19 protein-coding genes and 4 tRNA genes are annotated in these 20,055 nt (G+C 68.2%); 12 read left to right on the top strand and 11 right to left on the bottom strand.

From position 1 onward, the window contains the following. Window positions 1-45: 45 nt before the first annotated feature. The 4 genes from AC25Y0_RS04360 to AC25Y0_RS04345 all read right to left on the bottom strand — a co-directional run bounded on the left by AC25Y0_RS04360 (window position 46) and on the right by AC25Y0_RS04345 (window position 5,268). Window positions 46-2,190, bottom strand: coding sequence for a 3-hydroxyacyl-CoA dehydrogenase NAD-binding domain-containing protein (locus AC25Y0_RS04360; RefSeq protein ID WP_488134244.1), 2,145 nt, complete (start codon window positions 2,188-2,190; stop codon window positions 46-48). 12 nt (window positions 2,191-2,202) lie between these two features. Further along, window positions 2,203-3,408, bottom strand: a complete 1,206-nt coding sequence (locus tag AC25Y0_RS04355; RefSeq protein WP_488123157.1) for a thiolase family protein — start codon at window positions 3,406-3,408, stop codon at window positions 2,203-2,205. Window positions 3,409-3,485: 77 nt separating this feature from the next. Beyond that, window positions 3,486-4,685, bottom strand: a complete 1,200-nt coding sequence (locus AC25Y0_RS04350) for a ribonuclease D (RefSeq protein WP_488134243.1) — start codon at window positions 4,683-4,685, stop codon at window positions 3,486-3,488. After that, window positions 4,678-5,268 (bottom strand): DUF3000 domain-containing protein, encoded by a 591-nt coding sequence (locus AC25Y0_RS04345; RefSeq protein WP_488123155.1) that lies wholly within the window; start codon window positions 5,266-5,268, stop codon window positions 4,678-4,680. Before AC25Y0_RS04345 ends, AC25Y0_RS04350 begins: the two co-directional genes overlap by 8 nt. A gap of 25 nt (window positions 5,269-5,293) precedes the next feature. On the opposite strand from AC25Y0_RS04345, the gene AC25Y0_RS04340 reads away from it, so the two are divergent. Then, a complete protein-coding gene (locus tag AC25Y0_RS04340; protein ID WP_488134242.1) occupies window positions 5,294-6,505 on the top strand; it encodes an alpha/beta hydrolase family protein in 1,212 nt (403 codons plus the stop codon). A gap of 7 nt (window positions 6,506-6,512) precedes the next feature. Here AC25Y0_RS04340 and AC25Y0_RS04335 read toward each other — a convergent pair whose 3' ends face one another. Beyond that, window positions 6,513-6,956 (bottom strand): SufE family protein, encoded by a 444-nt coding sequence (locus tag AC25Y0_RS04335; RefSeq protein ID WP_488134241.1) that lies wholly within the window; start codon window positions 6,954-6,956, stop codon window positions 6,513-6,515. After that, entirely contained in the window at window positions 6,953-7,858 is a 906-nt protein-coding gene (locus tag AC25Y0_RS04330; RefSeq protein ID WP_488123152.1) for a sulfurtransferase, read from the bottom strand. The genes AC25Y0_RS04335 and AC25Y0_RS04330 overlap by 4 nt, the downstream gene beginning before the upstream one ends. A 117-nt stretch (window positions 7,859-7,975) precedes the next feature. On the opposite strand from AC25Y0_RS04330, the gene zapE reads away from it, so the two are divergent. The 3 genes from zapE to AC25Y0_RS04315 all read left to right on the top strand — a co-directional run bounded on the left by zapE (window position 7,976) and on the right by AC25Y0_RS04315 (window position 10,981). Continuing rightward, window positions 7,976-9,004, top strand: coding sequence for a cell division protein ZapE (gene zapE, locus AC25Y0_RS04325; protein ID WP_488134240.1), 1,029 nt, complete (start codon window positions 7,976-7,978; stop codon window positions 9,002-9,004). A gap of 163 nt (window positions 9,005-9,167) precedes the next feature. Further along, the gene (locus AC25Y0_RS04320; RefSeq protein WP_488134344.1) at window positions 9,168-10,409 is read left to right on the top strand and encodes an ammonium transporter; all 1,242 of its coding nucleotides are present in this window, start codon (window positions 9,168-9,170) and stop codon (window positions 10,407-10,409) included. Window positions 10,410-10,435: 26 nt separating this feature from the next. Continuing rightward, window positions 10,436-10,981, top strand: coding sequence for a type II toxin-antitoxin system PemK/MazF family toxin (locus AC25Y0_RS04315; protein WP_488123150.1), 546 nt, complete (start codon window positions 10,436-10,438; stop codon window positions 10,979-10,981). Window positions 10,982-11,038: 57 nt separating this feature from the next. On the opposite strand, the gene AC25Y0_RS04310 is transcribed toward AC25Y0_RS04315, so the two are convergent. Together AC25Y0_RS04310 and AC25Y0_RS04305 are read right to left on the bottom strand one after the other, a co-directional pair. Then, entirely contained in the window at window positions 11,039-11,305 is a 267-nt protein-coding gene (locus tag AC25Y0_RS04310; protein WP_488123149.1) for a PLDc N-terminal domain-containing protein, read from the bottom strand. Between the two features lie 318 nt (window positions 11,306-11,623). Beyond that, window positions 11,624-11,699, bottom strand: a tRNA-Val gene (locus tag AC25Y0_RS04305). 149 nt (window positions 11,700-11,848) lie between these two features. Here AC25Y0_RS04305 and AC25Y0_RS04300 point away from each other — a divergent pair. The 3 genes from AC25Y0_RS04300 (at window position 11,849) to AC25Y0_RS04290 (ending at window position 12,144) form a co-directional block, all read left to right on the top strand. Further along, window positions 11,849-11,921, top strand: a tRNA-Gly gene (locus AC25Y0_RS04300). A gap of 52 nt (window positions 11,922-11,973) precedes the next feature. Next, a tRNA-Cys gene (locus AC25Y0_RS04295) sits at window positions 11,974-12,044 on the top strand. A 28-nt stretch (window positions 12,045-12,072) separates the two neighbouring features. Then, window positions 12,073-12,144: transfer RNA gene (locus AC25Y0_RS04290), tRNA-Val, on the top strand. Between the two features lie 299 nt (window positions 12,145-12,443). Here the strand turns inward: AC25Y0_RS04290 and AC25Y0_RS04285 are convergent. After that, complete coding sequence (locus tag AC25Y0_RS04285; RefSeq protein WP_488134239.1) at window positions 12,444-12,668, bottom strand: hypothetical protein; 225 nt, start codon at window positions 12,666-12,668, stop codon at window positions 12,444-12,446. Between the two features lie 406 nt (window positions 12,669-13,074). Here AC25Y0_RS04285 and AC25Y0_RS04280 point away from each other — a divergent pair, with 406 nt between their 5' ends. The 3 genes from AC25Y0_RS04280 (at window position 13,075) to AC25Y0_RS04270 (ending at window position 16,193) form a co-directional block, all read left to right on the top strand. Continuing rightward, window positions 13,075-13,527: a hypothetical protein gene (locus AC25Y0_RS04280; RefSeq protein WP_488123147.1), complete on the top strand. Its 453-nt coding sequence runs from the start codon at window positions 13,075-13,077 to the stop codon at window positions 13,525-13,527. Between the two features lie 84 nt (window positions 13,528-13,611). Continuing rightward, window positions 13,612-15,627 (top strand): threonine--tRNA ligase, encoded by a 2,016-nt coding sequence (thrS, locus tag AC25Y0_RS04275; protein WP_488123146.1) that lies wholly within the window; start codon window positions 13,612-13,614, stop codon window positions 15,625-15,627. Then, a complete protein-coding gene (locus AC25Y0_RS04270; protein WP_488123145.1) occupies window positions 15,624-16,193 on the top strand; it encodes an HIT family protein in 570 nt (189 codons plus the stop codon). Before thrS ends, AC25Y0_RS04270 begins: the two co-directional genes overlap by 4 nt. Before the next feature lie 79 nt (window positions 16,194-16,272). On the opposite strand, the gene pdxY is transcribed toward AC25Y0_RS04270, so the two are convergent. Continuing rightward, a complete protein-coding gene (gene pdxY / locus AC25Y0_RS04265; RefSeq protein ID WP_488123144.1) occupies window positions 16,273-17,124 on the bottom strand; it encodes a pyridoxal kinase PdxY in 852 nt (283 codons plus the stop codon). Window positions 17,125-17,131: 7 nt separating this feature from the next. Next, window positions 17,132-18,475 (bottom strand): aminotransferase class I/II-fold pyridoxal phosphate-dependent enzyme, encoded by a 1,344-nt coding sequence (locus AC25Y0_RS04260; RefSeq protein ID WP_488134238.1) that lies wholly within the window; start codon window positions 18,473-18,475, stop codon window positions 17,132-17,134. A gap of 97 nt (window positions 18,476-18,572) precedes the next feature. Here AC25Y0_RS04260 and pdxS point away from each other — a divergent pair, with 97 nt between their 5' ends. Together pdxS and pdxT are read left to right on the top strand one after the other, a co-directional pair. Next, a complete protein-coding gene (gene pdxS / locus AC25Y0_RS04255; protein ID WP_488134237.1) occupies window positions 18,573-19,463 on the top strand; it encodes a pyridoxal 5'-phosphate synthase lyase subunit PdxS in 891 nt (296 codons plus the stop codon). A 10-nt stretch (window positions 19,464-19,473) separates the two neighbouring features. Beyond that, window positions 19,474-20,055 (top strand): pyridoxal 5'-phosphate synthase glutaminase subunit PdxT, encoded by a 582-nt coding sequence (gene pdxT / locus AC25Y0_RS04250; protein WP_488123141.1) that lies wholly within the window; start codon window positions 19,474-19,476, stop codon window positions 20,053-20,055.

Here is a 20,055-nt window from a genome sequence, read left to right as displayed (position 1 = left end):
GGCAGCGGCCCCGAGCCGAAGCCCGGGGCCGCCGTTGACGTGCTGTCAGGCGCTCACGCCGCGGATGGGCGGGTGGTGGAACGTGTCACCGAAGACGCGCTCCGACGCCCCCTCGCGATCGAGGTACGGCGACGCGCCGCCGTCGATGAACGGCCAGCCGGCCCCGAGGATGAGGCACAGGTCGATGTCCTCGACCTCGGGCACCACACCCTCGTCGAGCATGATCTTCATCTCCTGTGCGAGGCCGTCCTGCACACGGCGCAGGATCGTGAGGGCCGACGCGGGCGACGACCCGACGTGGCCCTTGATCGTCTTCTCTGCGGCCTTGGTGAACCCTGTGACGCGACCGCCCTTGTCTTTTTCGACGACGGCGGGGAGCTCTGCCAGTGCGTGGAAGTTCTCGTTCGCGTAGAACCGGTCGGGGAACGCACGCACCATCGTGTCCTGCACGTGCGCGGCGACCTTCCATCCCACGAGATCGATCAGCTGGAAGGGGCCCATCGGCAGTCCGAGCGGGCCGAAGGCCTTCTCGACGTCGGCGACGGGCGTGCCTTCGTAGACGGCCCGCGCGGCTTCGCCCATGACCTTCGCCAAGAGCCGGTTGACGACGAACCCGGGCGCGTCGGCGGTGAGCACGGCGTTCTTGCCGAGCCCACGTGCCACGACGAACGCGGTCGAGAGAGCGGCATCCGAGGTCTGAGGCGTCTTGACGATCTCGATGAGCGGCATGACGGCGACCGGGTTGAAGAAGTGGAAGCCGACGAGACGCTCGGGGTGCGTGAGCTTGGCGCCGATCTCTTGGACCGACAGCGACGACGTGTTCGTTGCGAGGATGGCGTCTTCGGCGACGATGCCCTCGAGCTCGCCGAAGACGGCCTGCTTGACGCCGACCTCTTCGAAGACGGCCTCGATGACGAAGTCGCAGTCGGCGTACTGGCTCTTGTCGACGGTGCCCGTGACGAGGGCGCGCAGCCGGTTGGCGGCGTCGCCGTCGAGACGACCCTTGGTCTCGAGCTTCGCAATCTCGTCGTGGATGTACGCGATTCCCTTGTCGACGCGCGCCTGGTCGAGGTCGGTGATGAGCACCGGCACCTGCAGCTTGCGCACGAACAGCAGCGCGAACTGCGATGCCATGAGCCCGGCGCCGACGATGCCGACCTTGGTCACGGGTTTGGCGAGCGCCTTGTCCGGAGCGCCGACGGGGCGCTTGGCGCGCTTCTGCACGAGGTCGAAGGCGTACATGGATGCCGCGAACTGATCGCCCGTCACGAGCTCTGCCAGTGCGTCGTCCTCACGCGCGAATCCCTCGGCCTTCGTGCCGCTCCTGGCCTTGTCGAGCAGGTCCAGCGCGACGTAGGGGGAGCGGGGGACGGTGCCGATCTTGGACTCGAGCATGCCGCGCGCCATCTTGATCGCGATCGGCCACTTCGTCAGTCGCTCGATCTTGCCCGGCTCGTTCTTGCGGTCGACCTTGATGGTGCCCGAGAGCACGCCGTCGGCCCACCGCAGCGAGTCCTCGAGGTAGTTGCCCGCGGGGAAGATCGCGTCCATGATGCCCAGGTCGAAGGCCTGCTTCGGCTTGAGCATGCGGTTCTGCTTGAGCGGGTTCGAGATGACGACCTCGAGGGCGTTCTCGATGCCGATGAGATTGGGCAGCAGGTACGCGCCGCCCCACCCCGGGATGATGCCGAGGAAGACCTCGGGCAGCGCGATCGCCGCCGCCGAGGAATCCACCGTGCGGTATGTCGAGTTCAGGGCGATCTCGAGGCCGCCGCCGAGGGCGAGCCCATTGACGAACGCGAACGAGGGGACGCCGAGCTCGGAGAGGGAGCCGAACACCTTGTGCCCGAGCTGCGCGATGAGCTTCGCGTTCTCTTTCGATCCGAGCTTCGAGATGTCGGACAGGTCGGCGCCGGCGGCGAGGATGTACTGCTTGCCCGTGATGCCCACGGCCTGGATCTCGCCCGCGGTCGCCCGCGCCTTCAGCGAGGCCAGCGTCTCACCGAGTTCGGTCAGCGTCGCCGGGCCCAGGGTGTTCGGCCGTGTGTGGTCGCGCCCGTTGTCGAGCGTGATGAGCGCGAGCGTCTTGCCCGAGGGCAGGAGCACGTCCCGCACGCGGGAGTGTGTGATCACTTCGTCGCCGGCGAGGGCCTGGATGGGAGAGAAGTCGATGTCGTCGTAGTTCGTCATTCGTCCGTACCCTTACTTTCGCTTCTTGCCGTCGTAGTGGGGGTTCTCCCAGATGACCGAACCGCCCTGTCCGAGGCCGACGCACATCGCGGTGAGGCCGTAGCGCACGTCAGGACGCTCGGCGAACTGCGCCGCGAGCTGGATCATGAGGCGCACACCGGATGCGGCAAGCGGGTGGCCGAACGCGATCGCGCCGCCCCACGGGTTGACGCGGGGATCGTCGTCGGCGATGCCGAAGTGGTCGAGCAGTGAGATGACCTGGACGGCGAACGCCTCGTTCAACTCGAACAGGCCGATGTCGCCGATCGTGAGGCCGGCCTTCTTGAGCGCCTTCTCGGTCGAGGGAATCGGCCCGATGCCCATGATCTCGGGCTGCACGCCGGCGAAGGCGAAGGACACGAGCCGCATCTTGGGGGAGAGACCGAGCTCCTTGACGGCCCGCCCTCCGGCCAGCAGCGACATCGTCGCGCCGTCGGTGAGCGGCGACGACGTTCCCGCCGTCACGCGCCCGTGGGGGCGGAACGGCGTCTTGAGGGCCGCGAGGTCGTCCATCGTGGTCTGCGGGCGACGGCCTTCGTCTTCGGTCGCGAGCGCCCAGGCGCCGTCTGCGTCTTTGACGGCCACCGAGACGAGATCCGGCTGGATCTTGCCGGCGTCGTAGGCGGCTTGCACCTTGTGCTGGCTGAGCATGCCGAAGCGGTCAGAGCGCTCCTTCGTCAGCTGCGGGAACCGGTCGAAGATGCGCTCGGCGGTGACGCCCATGTTGAGCGCGCCCGGGTCGACCATCTTCTCGGCCACGAACCGCGGGTTCGGGTCGGCGTTCGTGCCGATCGGGTGATGCCCCATGTGCTCGACACCGCCCGCGAGAGCGATGTCATACATGCCGACGCCGATCGAGCCCGCCATCGTCGTGACACTCGTCATAGCGCCCGCGCACATGCGATCGATCGCGAATCCGGGGACGGTCTGCGGCAGTCCCGCGAGGATCGCGACCGACCGGCCGAGCGTGAGCCCCTGGTCTCCGGTCTGCGATGTCGCGGCGATGGCGACGTCATCGACGCGGTCCGCGGGAACGCTCGGGTTGCGTTCCATGAGTCCGATCGTCGCCTTTACGGCGAGGTCATCGGAACGAGTGTTCCAGTACATGCCCTTCTCGCCGGCGCGCCCGAAGGGGGTGCGCATTCCGTCGACGAAGAAGACGTCTGAGATCTCGGCCACTGAAGCCTCCAAGAGAGTGTCGGATGAGTTCAGCCTACGAACCGGCCCGCTCCCGCGGGCAAACGGGTGGGGAGAATCTACGAAGCCGCGTCCGAGCCTGACGAGCCCGGTTGCACGGAACCCACAAAAGCATCCGCGATCCGCTGTGCAGTTTCCTCAATCTGCCAGCGGCGGGCGCCGAGCGCCTCGAGCGCTGTCGCGATGGATGCCGCATCCCACTCCTGCGGCGGGGACCACGCTATCCGGCGCAGCGTATCCGGCGTCAGCAGATTCTCCATCGGCATGTTCAGCTCTTCGGCGCGCGCTTCGAGAATCGGGCGCACCGCCTTGAGCCGTGCATCCGCTTCGGGGTTGCGATCGGACCACGCGCGCGGCGGCGGCAGCGAGTCGCCGCCACGAGCGCGCTCGAGCGGCAAGTCTGTCGTCGTGCGCCCCTCTTCGATCGCAGCCCACCAGCGATCGAGCTGCGAGCGGCTCGCGCGACCGGTGAACTCCTTGACGCGGGCGAGCGCCTGCTTGCTGTCGGGCTCGGCGAGGACAGCGGCCACGAGCGCTCGATCGGGCACGAGACGGCCCGGAGAGACATCCTCGTCGCGGGCGAACTCCTCACGTGCGGTCCACAGGGCGCGCGCGACGGCGAGGTTGCGGCGCCCGCGCACGGTGTGGAGGCCGCTCAGGCGACGCCACCGTTCTTCGCGCGGCGGCTTCGGCGTGCGCTCGAGCGTCGCCTGGAACTCCTCGGCGGCGATCTCGGTCTTGTTCTGTGCGACGAGCTCGTCGACGAGCACGTCGCGCACATCCACGAGGTGCTCGACATCGAGGGCGGCGTACTCGAGCCAGGATTGGGGGAGCGGCCGTGTCGACCAGTCGGCGGCGGAGTGCGCTTTCGCGAGCGTGATCCCGAGCGTGTCCTCGACGAGAGCGCCGAGCCCCACCCGTTCGTGACCGAGCAGGCGGGCAGCCAGCTCGGTGTCGAACAGTCGCGCGGGCTCGAGCCCGGCCTCACGCAGAGACGGCAGGTCCTGACTCGCGGCGTGCAGAATCCACTCCTCGCCGCCGATGACCTCCTGCAGGGGTGTGAGGTCGCCGATCGCCGGCGGGTCGAAGAGGAACACGCCCGCGTCACGGCGGAACACCTGTACGAGGTAGGCGCGTTGCGAGTAGCGGAACCCTGAGGCGCGTTCCACATCGACGGCGACCGGGCCTGTCCCTGCGGCGAGGGTGTCGAGGGCGCGGGACAGACCGGCGGCCTCCTCGATGACGACATACTCAGTCACGTGTTGACCGGCGATTTGCGAGCATCGCGATTCCTTCCGATCCGGGCGGCAGCCCGGCGAGCATGCAGGTGAGTTCGGCCCATGCCTCGATGTGCGGACCGAGGGGGCCTTCCGGCGACCACGAGGCGCGCAGCTCGATCTGTGCGCCCTCTCCCTCGGCCGCGAGCGAGCCGAAGCCCTTCGAGAGGGTCGTGGTGGCCGTGCCGGATTCCGAGTGGAAGCCGGCATGCCGCGACGCGAGCGCGTCGGTGAGCCATGCCCACGCGACGTCGGCGAGCATCGGATCGACCCCGATGTCGCGTTCGAGCGGGGCCTGCGCGAAGCAGACGATCCGCCACGGGCCGTTCCACGGCGCGGGCTCGTCGGGGTCGTGCAGCAGGATGAAGCGCCCCGTGCCGAAGGGCGAATCCTCGGCGCCGGGCTCGGGTCGCACATCGCCGGCGAGGGCGATGGCGTCGGGAGCGAGACCTGTCGGCGCGGGAATCTCGCGCACCGACAAGTCATCCCGGAATCGGGTGTCGCGCACCTCGTCGGCCGCGTGGGCGAACGACGAGGTGGACGCGGGAGGACGCTGGTCTGCCACGCGGACAGACTAGAGTGAGGCCTCGATGCGCGCTCACAGGCGCGCCGCTAACCGCGGCGCATCCCCTCGGTACCTCCCCGGCGTCCGCGTCGGACTGCTGTTCGTGTCGACGGCCGCAGCGGGAGCCATGGCCATGCTGGTGGCCGCGGCAGCCCGCGTCGCGCGCCTCGTCGTCACCCCCGCAGCCCGCGTGACCGACACGCGGATCCTGGCCCTCGACACGGCTGCTCAGACCGTCACGCTCGAGCGAACGGCCGACACGGTGCTGCCCGGTCGCTACGGACTCTTCACGGCCGACCCGTCGGGGTACGTGAAGCTCGGCTCGGTGCTGTCCGAGGATGACACGAGCGTGACCCGAAAACTGCTCACCCACGTCGGCTCCGACACCACGGTGCCCGCCGACGCGGCTTTCAGCGGCTGGTACTACGAGCGCCCCGAAGAGCTGCACCTGCCGTTCACGCCGGAACTCATCGGCTCGACGGTCGGACCCTGCCCGGCATGGCTGTTCCCCAGCGGAGACGGCGACGTGTGGGTCGTGCAGATCCACGGTCGCGGCACGACCCGGTCGGAGTGCCTACGCGCGGTCCCCGTCTTCCACGCTCTCGGCATCACGAGCCTCGTGGTGTCGTACCGCAACGACGGCGAAGCGCCCCGTAGCCGCAGCGGCACCTACACGCTCGGCGCGACCGAGTGGAGCGACATCGACGCCGCGATCGGCTTCGCGCGGGGCCGCGGCGCGAAGCGCGTCATCATGATGGGGTGGTCGATGGGCGGCGCGGTCGCGCTGCAGGCAGAGCTCAGTTCGGCCCATCGCGACATCATCGCGGGACTGATCCTCGAGTCGCCGGTCATCGACTGGCGCGTCGTCCTGAACTATCAGGCGGAGCTTCAGCGCATTCCGCCCGCCGTGGCGGGCCTCGCGCTGCAAGCTCTGCGACACGGGTGGGCGACGCCCGCCACGCGCAGGGGGTCGGCGATCCCGTTCGACCGGCTGGATGTCATCGCGCGCGCCGCAGAGCTGCGGCATCCGATCCTCATCCTGCATTCCGACGACGATGGCTTCGTGCCCTCGGATGCCTCGCACGATCTGCTCGTCGCGCGGCCCGACCTCGTCGAGCTCGAGGTTTTCGAGGTCGCGCGGCACACGAAGCTGTGGAACTACGACCAGGAGCGGTGGAGCACGCGCATCCGGACGTGGCTCGCAGCGCAGGGCCTCTCGGTCGAGAGCGACGGCTGACGGCGGCTCAGCCGGCCGCGCGCTTGGCGCGCACCTGGCGCTTCGCGCGCAGCAGCATGCCCGTCATGCCGGCGATGCGCAGCGGTGAGACGGCGCGGGTCAGGCCGATGCTCTGCGGGTAGTCCTCGGGGATCGCGAGCACCTCGTCGGCGCTCAGGCCCGTGATGCCCTGCGCCAGGATGCTGGCGAAGCCGCGCGTCGTGGGAGCTTCGGGCGGCGCGGTCGCATGCATCGCGACGATGTCGTCGTCATCGACGTCGACGACGATGTACACGGGTGACTGGCACTCCGCAACGCGCTCCTGGAGCTCGGGATGCCCTTCGTACTTCTCGGGCACGGGCGGCAGCTCGTACGAGAACTCCAGCAGCAGCTGCAGGCGGTCGGATTCGGGCAGCTCGAGGAACTCGTCGCGGATCTCGGCGAGGGTGGCAGGCAGCATCTGATCGCTCATCGCGGGGCGGGAGCCTCACCCGGCTCGGAGCCGGTCACGATCGGCACGCGGACGGCGCTGCCCCATTCGGTCCACGAGCCGTCGTAGTTGCGCACGTCGTCGAAGCCGAGCAGATGCTTGAGCACGAACCACGTGTGGCTCGAGCGCTCGCCGATGCGGCAGTACGCCACGATGGGCTCACCGTCGGTGAGGCCAGCCTCGTCGCGGTAGATCGCGTCGAGTTCCGCGCGCGGGCGGAAGCCACCGTCTTCGGCGACGGCGCGACCCCACGGCACGCTCTGCGCGGACGGGATGTGACCGGCGCGCAGAGCACCCTCTTCGGGGTACGCGGGCGCCGTCGTGCGCGTGCCGTCGTACTCCTCGGGGGAGCGCACGTCGATCAGCGGGTGGCCGAAGTGGGCGAGGACGTCGTCCTTATACGCACGAAGCGCTGTGTCGTCGCGTTCGACGACGGGGTAGTCGGTGGTCGCGCGGGCCGGAGCCTCGGTCGTCAGCGGGCGCCCTTCGGCGATCCATCGATCGCGCCCGCCGTCGAGCAGCCGCACGTCCTCGTGACCGAAGAGCGAGAACACCCACAGCGCGTAGGCGGCCCACCAGTTGTTCTTGTCGCCGTAAATGACGACCGTGTCCTCGCGCGAGATGCCCTTGCGGCTGAGCAGATCGGCGAAGCCCGCTCCGTCGATGTAGTCGCGCACGACCGGATCATTGAGCTCGGTGTGCCAGTCGATCTTGACGGCGCCGGGGATGTGACCCGTCTCGTAGAGCAGCACGTCTTCGTCGGACTCGACGACGACGAGCCCCGGAAGACCCAGTCGCTCCTCGAGCCAGTCGCCGCTCACCAGCCGCCCGGGCGCGGCGTACTCGGCGAACTTGGGCGATGACGTGTCGAACTCGACGGCCACGGAGCTCCTCGGGGTCGGGAATCGCGGAAGGGACGGCGTAGGGTTGAACCGCCCTTCGACCCTATAGATTCCCGGGCGGGGGAGTGCATCCGCCCGTCACACCTCACGAGGATCCGCATGACCACGCCCGCCACCGGGATCGTCCGCCTCACCGAACGATCTCCGCAGCTGAGCGGCGCCGAGATGGTCGCAGCGCTCGTGCCGCCGCCGCAGTTCGCCGACGCGACGTTCGACACGTACCGCACGGACGCCGCCTATCCCTCGCAGCAAGAGGCCAAGGACCGCCTGATGTCGTTCTCGGGCATGGGCGCGCCCGGCGCGAAGGGCGGCTTGTTCCGCCGCGCGAAGCGCCCACCGGCGCTCAAGCCGGGCGTCTACCTCGATGGCGGCTTCGGTGTCGGAAAAACCCACCTGCTGGCATCCGTCTATCACGCCCTTCCGGCCCGCCGGAAGTACTTCGGCTCGTTCATCGAGTACACGGCGCTCGTCGGCGCGATCGGCTACCAGAACACCGTCGAGCTGTTCCGAGGCGCCGATCTGCTCTGCATCGACGAGTTCGAACTCGACGATCCGGGCGACACGATGGTGATGACGCGGCTGTTGGGCGAGCTCGTCTCGTCGGGCACGCGCCTCGCGGCGACGTCGAACACTCCGCCCAATGCGCTCGGTGAGGGCCGCTTCGCGGCGCAGGACTTCCTGCGCGAGATCCACGCGATGGCCGCGAGCTTCGACACGCTGCGCATCGACGGCGTCGACTTCCGCCAGCGTGCCCTCGACGGACACGCCGCCGTGATGAGCGATGCACAGTACGAGGCGGCGATCGCCGACGCCGCGACGCAGGGTATCGCCGCGGACGACAGCTTCGAAGAGCTCGTCTCGCACCTGGCTCGGGTGCATCCGTCGCGATACATCCGCCTCATCGACGGCGTCTCGACGATCGGGCTGCGCGATGTCGCGCCTTTCACCGATCAGTCTTCGGCGCTGCGCTTCGTCGCCTTCATCGACCGCGTCTACGACGCGCAGCTTCCGATCCGGGCGACGGGGGTCTCCCTCGACCTCGTCTTCCCCGACGAGATGCTCGCGGGCGGGTACCGCAAGAAGTACCTGCGCGCCATCTCGCGCCTCGTCGCCTCGACGCTCGCCTGACGCGAAACGTGATGTTCACACGCGCGCGGTCGCTGTAACCGACGCGAAACGCGCGACGCACGTCGCCGGAAACGCGCACTGGTCACACTGACGTCAGTGCGAGGCGATCCCGACGTCGCGATCGCCTCGCCTCTTCGTCACCCGACTGATGCGAGGTAACACCATGGATGCACCCGGCAACATCGCGTGGGCCGTCACTGCGACCGCCTTCGTCCTTCTCATGACGCCGGGAGTGGCGTTCTTCTATGGAGGACTCGTCAAAGCCAAGAGCGTCGTCAGCATGATGATGATGAGCTTCGGTGCCATCGGTCTCGTGGGCGTCCTGTGGATCCTGTTCGGGTTCAACATGAGTGCCGTCGACTCGCCCACGGCCTTCGCCGGCAACCCGTTCAGCGATTTCGCGCTGAACGGACTCGCGTCGGGGGAGGACGCCAACGTGGGCCTCCTGGGGGTCGCGTACAGCGGAACGTTCGCGATCATCACGGTCGCGCTCATCTCGGGCGCGATCGCCGACCGGGCCAAGTTCGGCTCGTGGATGATCTTCGCGGGCCTGTTCGCGACGCTCGTGTACTTTCCCGTCGCGGCGTGGGTGTGGGGCGGCGGCTGGGTGTACGAGCTCGGCACGACCCTCTTCGGCGCAGACAGCGGCGTCGCCGTCATCGACTACGCCGGTGGCACCGCCGTGCACATCAACGCGGGCGCCGCGGCTCTTGCCCTCGCCCTCGTGCTCGGCAAGCGCATCGGGTTCCAGAAGGGCATCCTCAAGCCCCACAACGTCCCACTCACGCTGCTGGGTGCCGCGCTGCTGTGGTTCGGCTGGTTCGGCTTCAACGCCGGTGCCGAATGGCTCTCAGAAGACATGGGCGGCGTCGGACTCATCGCGATCAACACCCTCGGTGCGACAGCCGCGTCGGTCATCGGCTGGATCGTCGTCGAGAAGCTCAAAGACGGCAAGCCCACCTCGGTCGGAGCCGCATCGGGCGCCGTGGCAGGACTCGTCGCGATCACCCCGGCCTGCGCGAACCTCACACCCGGTTGGGCCTTGCTGCTCGGTGCGATCACCGGCGTCGCCTGCGCCTTCGCTATCGAGCTGAAGTTCCGCGTCGGCTTCGACGACTCGCTCGACGTCGTGGGCATCCACCTTGCCGGCGGTCTGATCGGCACCGTGTTCCTGGGCTTCTTCGCCACCGAGACGGGTCTGCTCGTCGGCGGTGGGTTCGAGCAGCTGATCGTCCAGGTCATCGCCGTCATCGGCGTGCTGCTGTACTCGCTCGTCGTGGCCTTCATCCTGGGCTTCGCGATCGAGAAGACGATCGGTTTCCGCGTGAAGGACGAGGACGAACTCGCCGGTGTGGACACCGTCGTGCACGGCGAGGAGGGCTACCTGCTCGAAGCACGGGTGTGACGAACCCGCAGAAGTAGGGTGGGCGGATGGCTCCGCGCTCCGGCATCCTCGGCACCCTGTCTCGACTTCTGCGCACGATCACCTCGACGAAGACCCCGTCGCGCGTCGCTGCGTCGGGGTCTTCGGCGTCGGGGGGCGCGGAATCGCGTGGCCCCGCAGGTTCGACCGCGACGATCGAGGTCGTGCCCCCTCCGGCGTCGAAGCTGCGCATCACGTACGCCCCTGCGATGGACGGTGATCCCGACGCCGGCGAGATCGTCTGGACCTGGGTGCCGTACGCCGAGAACGACGGTCGCGGCAAGGACCGGCCCGTGCTCGTCATCGGTCGCCAGAACGCCGATCGGGTCTATGCCGTGCGCCTCACGAGCAAAGGGCGCGACGGCGACCGCGACTATCTTCCGATCGGCTCGGGCCCGTGGGATTCGCAGGGCCGCCCGTCGTGGATCGACATCGACCAGCTGTACAGCGTGCATGCGTCGGGCCTGCGCCGCGAGGCATCCGCACTCGATCTCAATCGTTTCGCCGTCGTCGCGCGAGCGCTGCAGCAGCGCTACGGCTGGAGTGTCGGCTGACTGACCATAGGCGGCGTTCAGAGGGCCACAGGGGCGACTGAAGGTGACTGCGCCAGGTCAGCTGGCTATCCGCTGACCGTCCCGGGACTCGTCGTCGGCCCGCGACAGCGCGCGACGGCCCACGGTGATCCAGCTGAGCGAGCCCAGCACGGGGACGAACAGGATCACGACTGTCCAGACGACCGCCTGCGTCGCCGTGAGGCGAGAGGCAGCGCGCGCCAAGAGCACCAACCCGACGATCGTGAAGACGGTCACCGCGATCGCGATGACCGACCACGCGACGTCATACGAAGCGGGTAACAGCGGGTTGTGCTCGGAGCCCATGTACCGAACCTATCGGCACGTGACCGTCAGCGACCAAGAGGATTCGCAGTTGTGGCGGCCCCGGTCACGCGGCGTCCGTCGAGACGTCCGTCACGCCGCGGCCGTCGATCGCCCACGGGATTCACGAGGGGTGACCAGCAGAGTGCTGCCGCACTGGACTGCCGAGTGCGGTCTTTCGTTCTGCTCACCGCTCCAGCCTCGCACGGTGACCGTGGACGGACCTCAGTCGGGCGCTCGATGCCGCGCCGGGCGGGTTGCCGACCGGTGCGGGACCGAAAACCGAAGACCCCCGGAAGATCGAAATCTCCGGGGGTCTGATGGTGGGCGATACCAGACTCGAACTGATGACCTCTTCCGTGTGAAGGAAGCGCGCTACCAACTGCGCCAATCGCCCATGGCCCATTCAGGGCCGAGACTCGATGCTACCGGATACCGGGGGGTGTGAGCGAACGGGCCGGGCGCGACACGCTCGGGGTGTCACCGGTTTGGCGAGTCAGAATTCATGGGCTAAAGTTGCTCAAGTGCCCGGGGCAAACCGGGAACGCGGATGTAGCGCAGTTGGTAGCGCACAACCTTGCCAAGGTTGGGGTCGCGAGTTCGAGTCTCGTCATCCGCTCGAGTGCAGAGGTTCCCTTCGGGGAACCACGGCACGTGGGGTCAAACCACACGGTGGCGTGGCCGAGCGGCTAGGCACCGGCCTGCAAAGCCGTTTACACGGGTTCGAATCCCGTCGCCACCTCGCCTGCATAACTTAATAGCCCTTACGGGCGCGATTGGCGCAGCGGTAGCGCGCTTCCCTGACACGGAAGAGGTCACTGGTTCGATCCCAGTATCGCGCACAGACAAGAACCCCCGGCTTACCGGGGGTTTTCTGGTTTCCAGGTCCGATCCAACTCTCTGCGTGGGATTCACGTGGGGCATCGGTTGAGATGAGCGCGCGCGAGACGGCGCAGCAACCGATCAAGGAGACCGCAGTCGGCGCCGACGAACCTCGTCTCCGCGGGAGGACGACCCCGCCGGTGAGCCTGTGCCTCAGATGCTCTCAGGGCCTCCGTGGTGGGCGCGATGCGACAGCATCGTCACCCGAATGGCCAACACCGAATTGTGGGGGTCACTTCAAGAGCCTCACCCGGATGACTCAACCAATATGCCGTGGCGACCGCCCTCGTTCGTCGTCAATGCGACGCGAGTAGGAGAGCATCCCATGAGTGACCGCTAGGCGGATCACGAGGTAAAGCAGCAGCAAGCCGATGATCAGCCCGAGCAGTGACGCCGCGATGTTGGCGACTGTCAGTAGCGCGAAGGTATCCGTCATGCCTGCGACCGTACCAACTTCGCCCGGCGCGTCACGGATGGACGCCACGCGAACACGGTCCGCGGATGTCCCGGCTCCCACGCAACCATCACAACCCGTCGTTCCGTGGGGGCGACCGCATGTCAGCGAGACACAACGAGATCGACATCATGACCATCATCGTCGCCGGGCAAGAGGCGGCTTCGGCAAGCTCGTCGGCGACAGTGTCAAGCACCCAGCATTGGGCGATCACGCCCCAGGAAACAGCGGAGAACGTCGGTCTCTGTGATCGGCTAGTCGCGGAGCATGAACGTTGACGACATCGCCATCAGCCCCACCGGTGCCGTGCGCAGACACCGACCGCCGCCTGTCGCATCAAGGCTGAGCCGTTAGGCTCGCACAGCGGCTGCGCCAAAAGCCGCCGTCATGACACCGAGTCCGTCGACCCCAAGCGACGGCACAGGGGGTAGGGATTTTGCGGACCATCACCAAGCCGTCCGTCGTCGCGGTTGCGGCGGCATTCGGGCTCGTCGCACTCACGGGGTGCTCGGGTGTCGCGGGCGGCCCTGGGGGGCCAGACGACCAATCCGTCGCCGACGCGTGTTCGCAGGCAGCGACATCGGTCGAGTCCGCACAGTCCGGGCTGTCGGACATCACGACCGAGGTCACGGCGGGCAACTTCTCGGTCGTCGCCGAGCAACTCCTCGACCTGCACGTGAACCTCGGTGAGACCGCGGAATCTCTCGGCAACGCCGACGTGCGCCGCACCCTCAACGCGTTGGCGAACAAGGTGGGCGACTTCGCCCGCATCTTCGAGGACGCACCCGACGGAGACCCGACGGCGATCGCCGACCGGGTCACCGAACTGCAGAGTGTGTCGAAGGAGGTCGCCATCGCCGGCCAGGCGATGAGCGAGCTCTGCAACTGAGCTCCGGGGGCTGAGCTGCCGGCTGCGCGGAATCCACCCGCCCGGGCCGGTAGCCTTTACGCACGCCCTCTTCTGGAGTTACTAGTGACTGACGCTGCCGCACCGTCCGACGTGGTTTACCCCGCCGATGGTTTCGCCCTGTTCCCCGATCGTTCCGTCGTCGCTCTGCGCGTCAACGGCGAGCTGAAAGACCTCGCCACCGTGGTGGACGAGACCGACGAGGTCGAGCCCGTCACGATCGAGAGCCCCGACGGACTCGCGATCCTGCGCCACTCGACGGCACACGTGCTCGCGCAGGCCGTGCAGCGTCTGCACCCGCAGGCGAACCTCGGCATCGGACCGCCCATCACCGACGGGTTCTATTACGACTTCGGCGTCGATGAGCCGTTCACCCCCGAAGACGTCAAGGCCATCAGCAAAGAGATGCAGCGCATCGTGCGCGAGGGGCAGCGGTTCACCCGCCGTGTCGTCACCGACGACGAGGCTCGGGCCGAGCTCGCCGACGAGCCGTTCAAGCTCGAACTGATCGGCCTGAAGAGCAGCTCTTCGACAACCGGAGCCGTCGAGGGCGCCTCGGTCGAGGTCGGGGCGGGCGAGCTCACGATCTATGACAATGTCAACCGCGACGGCGAGGTCGTCTGGAAGGACCTCTGCCGCGGACCGCACCTGCCGAGCACCCGCATGATCGGCAACGGCTGGGACCTCACCCGCATCGCCGCGGCCTATTGGCGCGGCAGCGAGAAGAACCCGCAGCTGCAGCGCATCTACGGCACCGCCTGGCCCACCAAAGACGAACTGCGCGCCTACCAGCACCGTCTGGAAGAGGCTGCCAAGCGTGATCACCGTCGCCTCGGCCGGGAGCTCGACCTCTTCTCTTTCCCGGATGAGATCGGGTCGGGCCTGTCGGTGTGGCACCCGCGCGGCGGCATCGTGCGCGGCGAGATGGAGCAGCACGCGCGTCGCCGCCACATCGAGGGCGGGTACACCTACGTGTACACCCCGCACATCTCGAAGCAGGACCTCTTCCTGCAGTCCAACCACCTCGTCACGTACAAGGAGGGCATGTTCCCGCCCATCCACCTCGACGAAGAGCGGGATGCCGCGGGCGAGATCACCAAAGCGGGCATCGACTACTACCTGAAGCCGATGAACTGCCCCATGCACATCCTGATCTTCAAGGAGCGTGCGCGCAGCTACCGTGACCTGCCGATGCGGCTCGCCGAGAACGGCACGGTCTACCGCAACGAGCTCTCCGGCGCCCTGCACGGGCTCACGCGGGTGCGCGGCTTCACGCAGGACGATTCGCACCTGTTCGTCACGCCCGAGCAGCTCGAAGCCGAGACGACCCGCGTGCTCGAGTTCGTCATCACGATGCTGCGCGACTTCGGCCTCGAGGACTTCGAGCTCGAGCTGTCGATGCGCGACGACCAGAAAGAGAAGTGGATCGGGTCGGACGAGTTCTGGGAGTACTCCACCTCGGCGCTTCGCAACGTCGCGCACTCGAGCGGGCTCAAGGTCACCGAAGTGCCGGGCGAAGCGGCGTTCTACGGCCCCAAGATCGATCTGAAGACGAAGGATGCCATCGGCCGCACGTGGCAGCTGTCCACCGTGCAGGTCGATGTGAACCTGCCCGAGCGCTTCGAGCTCGAGTACACCGACCGTGACGGGCAGAAGAAGCGCCCGATCATGATCCACCGCGCTCTGTTCGGCTCGATCGAGCGGTTCTTCGCGATTCTGCTCGAGCACTACGCCGGCGCGTTCCCCGTGTGGCTCGCTCCTGTGCAGGTCGTCGGCATCCCGGTCGCCGAGGACTTCGCCGACTATCTCGAGGATGTCGTCTCGTCTCTCACGGCAGCCGGCGTGCGCGCCGAGATCGACCGCAGCGACGATCGCATGCAGAAGAAGATCCGCAACCACACCACGGCGAAGGTTCCGATCATGCTGATCGTGGGGGAGCAGGACCGTTCCGCGGGCACCGTGTCGTTCCGATTCCGCGACGGCACGCAGCAGAACGGCGTGCCCATTGATGAAGCGGTGCAGCGGATCCGCGCCGCCGTCGACTCGCACGCCCTGGTCAACACGGCGGACGACCTGGCGTGAACGACGCGTCGGCAGGCTCGGAGACCGAGGGCGAGGACCGACTCGTCGACGCGGCGACGCTGCCCGGCACGCCCGACGAGTTCCAGCGACTGTGGACGCCGCACCGGATGGCGTACATCAACGCCGGACCCGAGCCGCTGCGCGACGTGTGTCCCTTCTGCGCCGCACCCGACAAGAGCGACGAAGACGGCCTCATCGTCGCGCGCGGCCGCACGGCGTACGTGCTGCTGAACCTGTTCCCGTACAACTCCGGCCACCTGCTCGTGTGCCCCTATCGCCACGTCTCGACGTACGACGAGGCGACGCCCGAAGAGGTCGCCGAGATCGGCGCGCTCACCCAGCGCGGGATGCGGGTGCTGCGCTCGGTGTCGCGCTGCGACGGCTTCAACCTCGGCATGAACCAGGGTCAGGTCGCCGGGGCCGGCGTCGAAGGCCACCTGCATCAGCACATCGTGCCGCGCTGGCGCTCCGATGCGAACTTCTTCCCGATCATCGCCAGGACCAAGGCTCTTCCGCAGCTGCTCGGCGACGTGCGCCGTACGGTCGCCGACGCGTGGGACGCCTGAGTCACCGCGACACGCACGACGCCGCCATCCACTGAGAAGACGGGCGCCCAGCGCGGGCGGGACCGCGCAGAGCTTCTGCTCAGCGCACCTGACGCGCCGTGAACTGCATGCGCGGGTGAGCGTAGAACTCCTGGGCTTCGACGAGCCGCAGCTCGCGGTCCTGCGCCTGGAGCGTGAGCGAGAGCAGGTCGAAGACACTGGATGCCGTGCGCTCGAGGGCGACCGCGGCATTCTTCTCGCGCAGGTAGTGGGCGGTGAACAGCGCCGCCGTGACATCGCCCGACCCGTTCGCCTTCATGGGCAGCAACGGGGTCTGCACGACCCAGGCGCCGGAGTCGTCGGCCACGAGCATCTCGATCGTGCCGTCTTCGCGGTCGGGGCGTTCGACGCTCGTCACGAGAACCGTCGAAGGGCCCATGGCGCGCGCCGCGTCAACCGCGTCGAGGGTCGAATCGATCGTGTCGGGGTGGGAGTCGGTGAGGAACCCGAGCTCGAACTGGTTGGGCGTGATGATGTCGGCGACCGGCACGACCCGCTCGCGCAGCAGCACGGGGATGGCCGGTGCCACGAAGCATCCGGACTTCGCGTTGCCCATGACGGGGTCGCACGCGTACACGGCGTTCGGATTGGCCGCCTTCACGCGCGCGACGGCGTCGATGATCACATCGGCGATGCCCTCACTGCCCTGGTAGCCCGACAGCACGGCGTCGATGCTCGAGAACACGCCGCGCTCTTCGATGCCGGTGATGACATCGCGAACGTCGTCGGGAGAGATCAGCGGCCCGCGCCACGCGCCGTAGCCCGTGTGGTTCGAGAAGTTGACGGTGTACACCGGCAGGACATCGACGCCGATGCGCTGCAGCGGGAACACCGCGGCCGAATTGCCGACGTGACCGTGGGCGACGGCGGACTGGATCGAGAGCACCTTCACGGGACGATCATGCCACCTCTCGTGCGGCCGACCGCACGCGTGCCGCGTCGATCGATGCCACCACATCGCGCGCCAGCGCGTCGGCGGACTGCTCGTCGAGGTCGTGCACCGTCAGTCGCAGTCGCCGCGATGGGCCGGTCGCCGCGAGCGCGAACTCGTCGCCCGCCCGGGCGAGCCAGCCGCGTCGCATGAGCTGCTCGACGACGGCGCGGGCCGGAACAGGCAGCTCGACCCACAGATTGAGTCCGTCGCCCGGTTCCGTCACGACGCCGTGCCGGGCCAGCCTTCGAGCGAAGGCGATGTTGCGTTCGGCGTAGTGCGCGCCGGCGCGTTCGATCGCCTGAGCGACCTCACCGTCACTGAGGAGCGCGTGCGTCAGCCGCTGCAGCAAGTGGCTCACCCATGTCGTGCCCGGGGTGAGCCGCATCGCGAGGCGCTCGGCGGTCTCGGCGTCGGACGCCGTCACCGCCAGGCACATGTCGGGACCGAGAAACTTCGAGACCGATCGAATGAGCGCCCAACGCCGATGCTCCGGTGCGATGAGCGAGTGATACGGAGCGCGCGACAGCATCGAGAAGTGGTCGTCTTCGATCACGAGCACATACGGATGCTGCGCCAGAACGTCGCGCAGCTGGACCGCGCGCTGCGCCGACAGGCTCGCCCCGGTGGGGTTCTGGGCCCGCGGCGTGCACACGATCGCACGCACGCCCTCGTCGAGGGCTGCGCGGAGTCCGTCGACCGTCATGCCCTCGTCGTCGACGGGAATCGGCACGGGGCGATAGCCGCCCAGGCGCACGGTATGGATGCTCGCCAGGAAGCACGGGTCTTCCAGGCCCACGGCATCGTCGCGCGTGAGCGCCTGCGCGAGCAGCCGTTCGACGGCGTCGGCCGCGCCGCTCGTGATCGTGACGTGGATCTCTTCGCGGCCCGCGAGGCCATCGCTCATCCACGCGCGCGCCCACGCCTCGAGGCCCGGATCGACGACGGGCTCTCCGTACAGCACAGGGCGGCCGGTGACCCGGGCGAGCGCGCGGGAGACGTCGGGGATGAGGTCGGGATCGGGGTTCCCGGTGGCGACATCGCGCAGCACGCTGTCGACCGCGAAGCCCTCCTGCGCGACGACGGAGCGGTCAGCGACGCGGGTGCCGGCACGGCCGCGCGCCTCGAGGACTCCGGACTGCGTGAGCTGGCGGTAAGCCGAGACGGCCGTGTTGCGGTTGACGCCGAGACGTTCGGCGAGCGCGCGCACCGGCGGAAGCGGATCGCCCGCGCGAAGCTCGCCCCGCTCGACGAGACCGCGCACGCTGTCGGCGATCTCGGCTGCCGTGGCGCCGCTGATAGCGAGGTCCATCCCGCCCCTTCCGACCACTCGATCCTACGTGGGGGACATGCTAGCTTTTGGCCTAGGTCAATCAATCGATTGGCTGCACTTACCCCAGGGGGACCAGATGTCGACTGCCGCCACCGGAACCGAGCGCGTCAAGCGCGGACTCGCCGACATGTTGAAGGGCGGCGTCATCATGGACGTCGTCAACGTCGAGCAGGCGCGGATCGCCGAAGACGCCGGCGCCGTCGCCGTCATGGCGCTCGAGCGCGTGCCCGCCGACATCCGTGCGCAGGGTGGCGTGTCGCGCATGAGCGATCCGGACATGATCGACGGCATCAAGGCCGCCGTCTCGATCCCGGTCATGGCCAAGGCGCGCATCGGGCACTTCGTCGAGGCGCAGGTGCTTCAGGAGCTCGGCGTCGACTACATCGACGAGTCCGAAGTGCTCTCGCCCGCCGACTACGTGAACCACATCGACAAGTGGCCCTTCGCCGTGCCGTTCGTGTGCGGCGCGACGAACCTCGGCGAGGCCCTCCGCCGCATCAACGAGGGTGCTGCCATGATCCGTTCGAAGGGCGAAGCCGGAACGGGCGACGTCTCCGAGGCGACGAAGCACATCCGCACCATCTCGGGCGAGATCAATGTGCTGCGCTCGATGACCAAGGACGAGCTGTACGTCGCGGCGAAGGAGCTGCAGGCGCCGTACGACCTCGTCGCCGAGATCGCCGAGACCGGCCGGCTGCCCGTCGTGCTGTTCGTCGCCGGTGGTGTCGCGACCCCCGCGGATGCCGCCATGATGATGCAGCTCGGCGCCGACGGTGTGTTCGTCGGCTCGGGCATCTTCAAGTCGGGCAACCCGGCCGAGCGCGCCGCCGCGATCGTGAGGGCGACGACGTTCTTCGACGACCCGAAGGTCATCGCCGACGTGTCGCGGGGCCTCGGCGAAGCCATGGTCGGCATCAACGTCAGCGACCTTCCGGCTCCGCATCGCCTCGCGGAGCGGGGCTGGTGACGGAGGACGCATGAAGGTCGGGGTGCTCGCGCTGCAGGGAGATGTGCGCGAGCACGTCGGCGTGCTGGAGGGGCTCGGCGCCGAGGTCGTCCGCGTGCGCCGGCGCGACGAACTCGCCGGGGTGCGCGGGCTCGTGATCCCCGGCGGCGAGTCCAGCGTCATGGACAAGCTCGCCCGCGCGTTCGGCCTGCGCGAACCCCTCCGCGAAGCGATCGCGGGCGGCATGCCCGTGTACGGCACGTGCGCGGGCCTGATCATGCTCGCCGACCGCATCACGGGTGCGATCGACGGTCAGCAGTCCCTCGGCGGGCTCGATATCACCGTGGCCCGCAACGCCTTCGGCAGTCAGATCGACTCGTTCGAGACCGCACTCGCCGTCGACGGGTTCACGGGCCCGCCCGTGCACGCGACGTTCATCCGGGCACCGCTCGTGATCGATGTCGGCGAGAACGTGCGCGCGCTCGCATCATTGCCCGACGGGGGAGTCGTCGCCGTCGAGCAGGGCGCGTTGCTCGGCACATCGTTCCACCCGGAGGTGAACGGCGACTCCCGCTTCCACGAGCGCTTCCTCGGACACGTGCGAGCGGCGTGA

The sequence above is a fragment of the Microbacterium sp. Y547 genome (assembly GCF_057669785.1).
The sequence above is the reverse complement of the archived record's forward strand: the minus strand, read 5'-3'. Positions and strand labels throughout refer to the sequence as shown.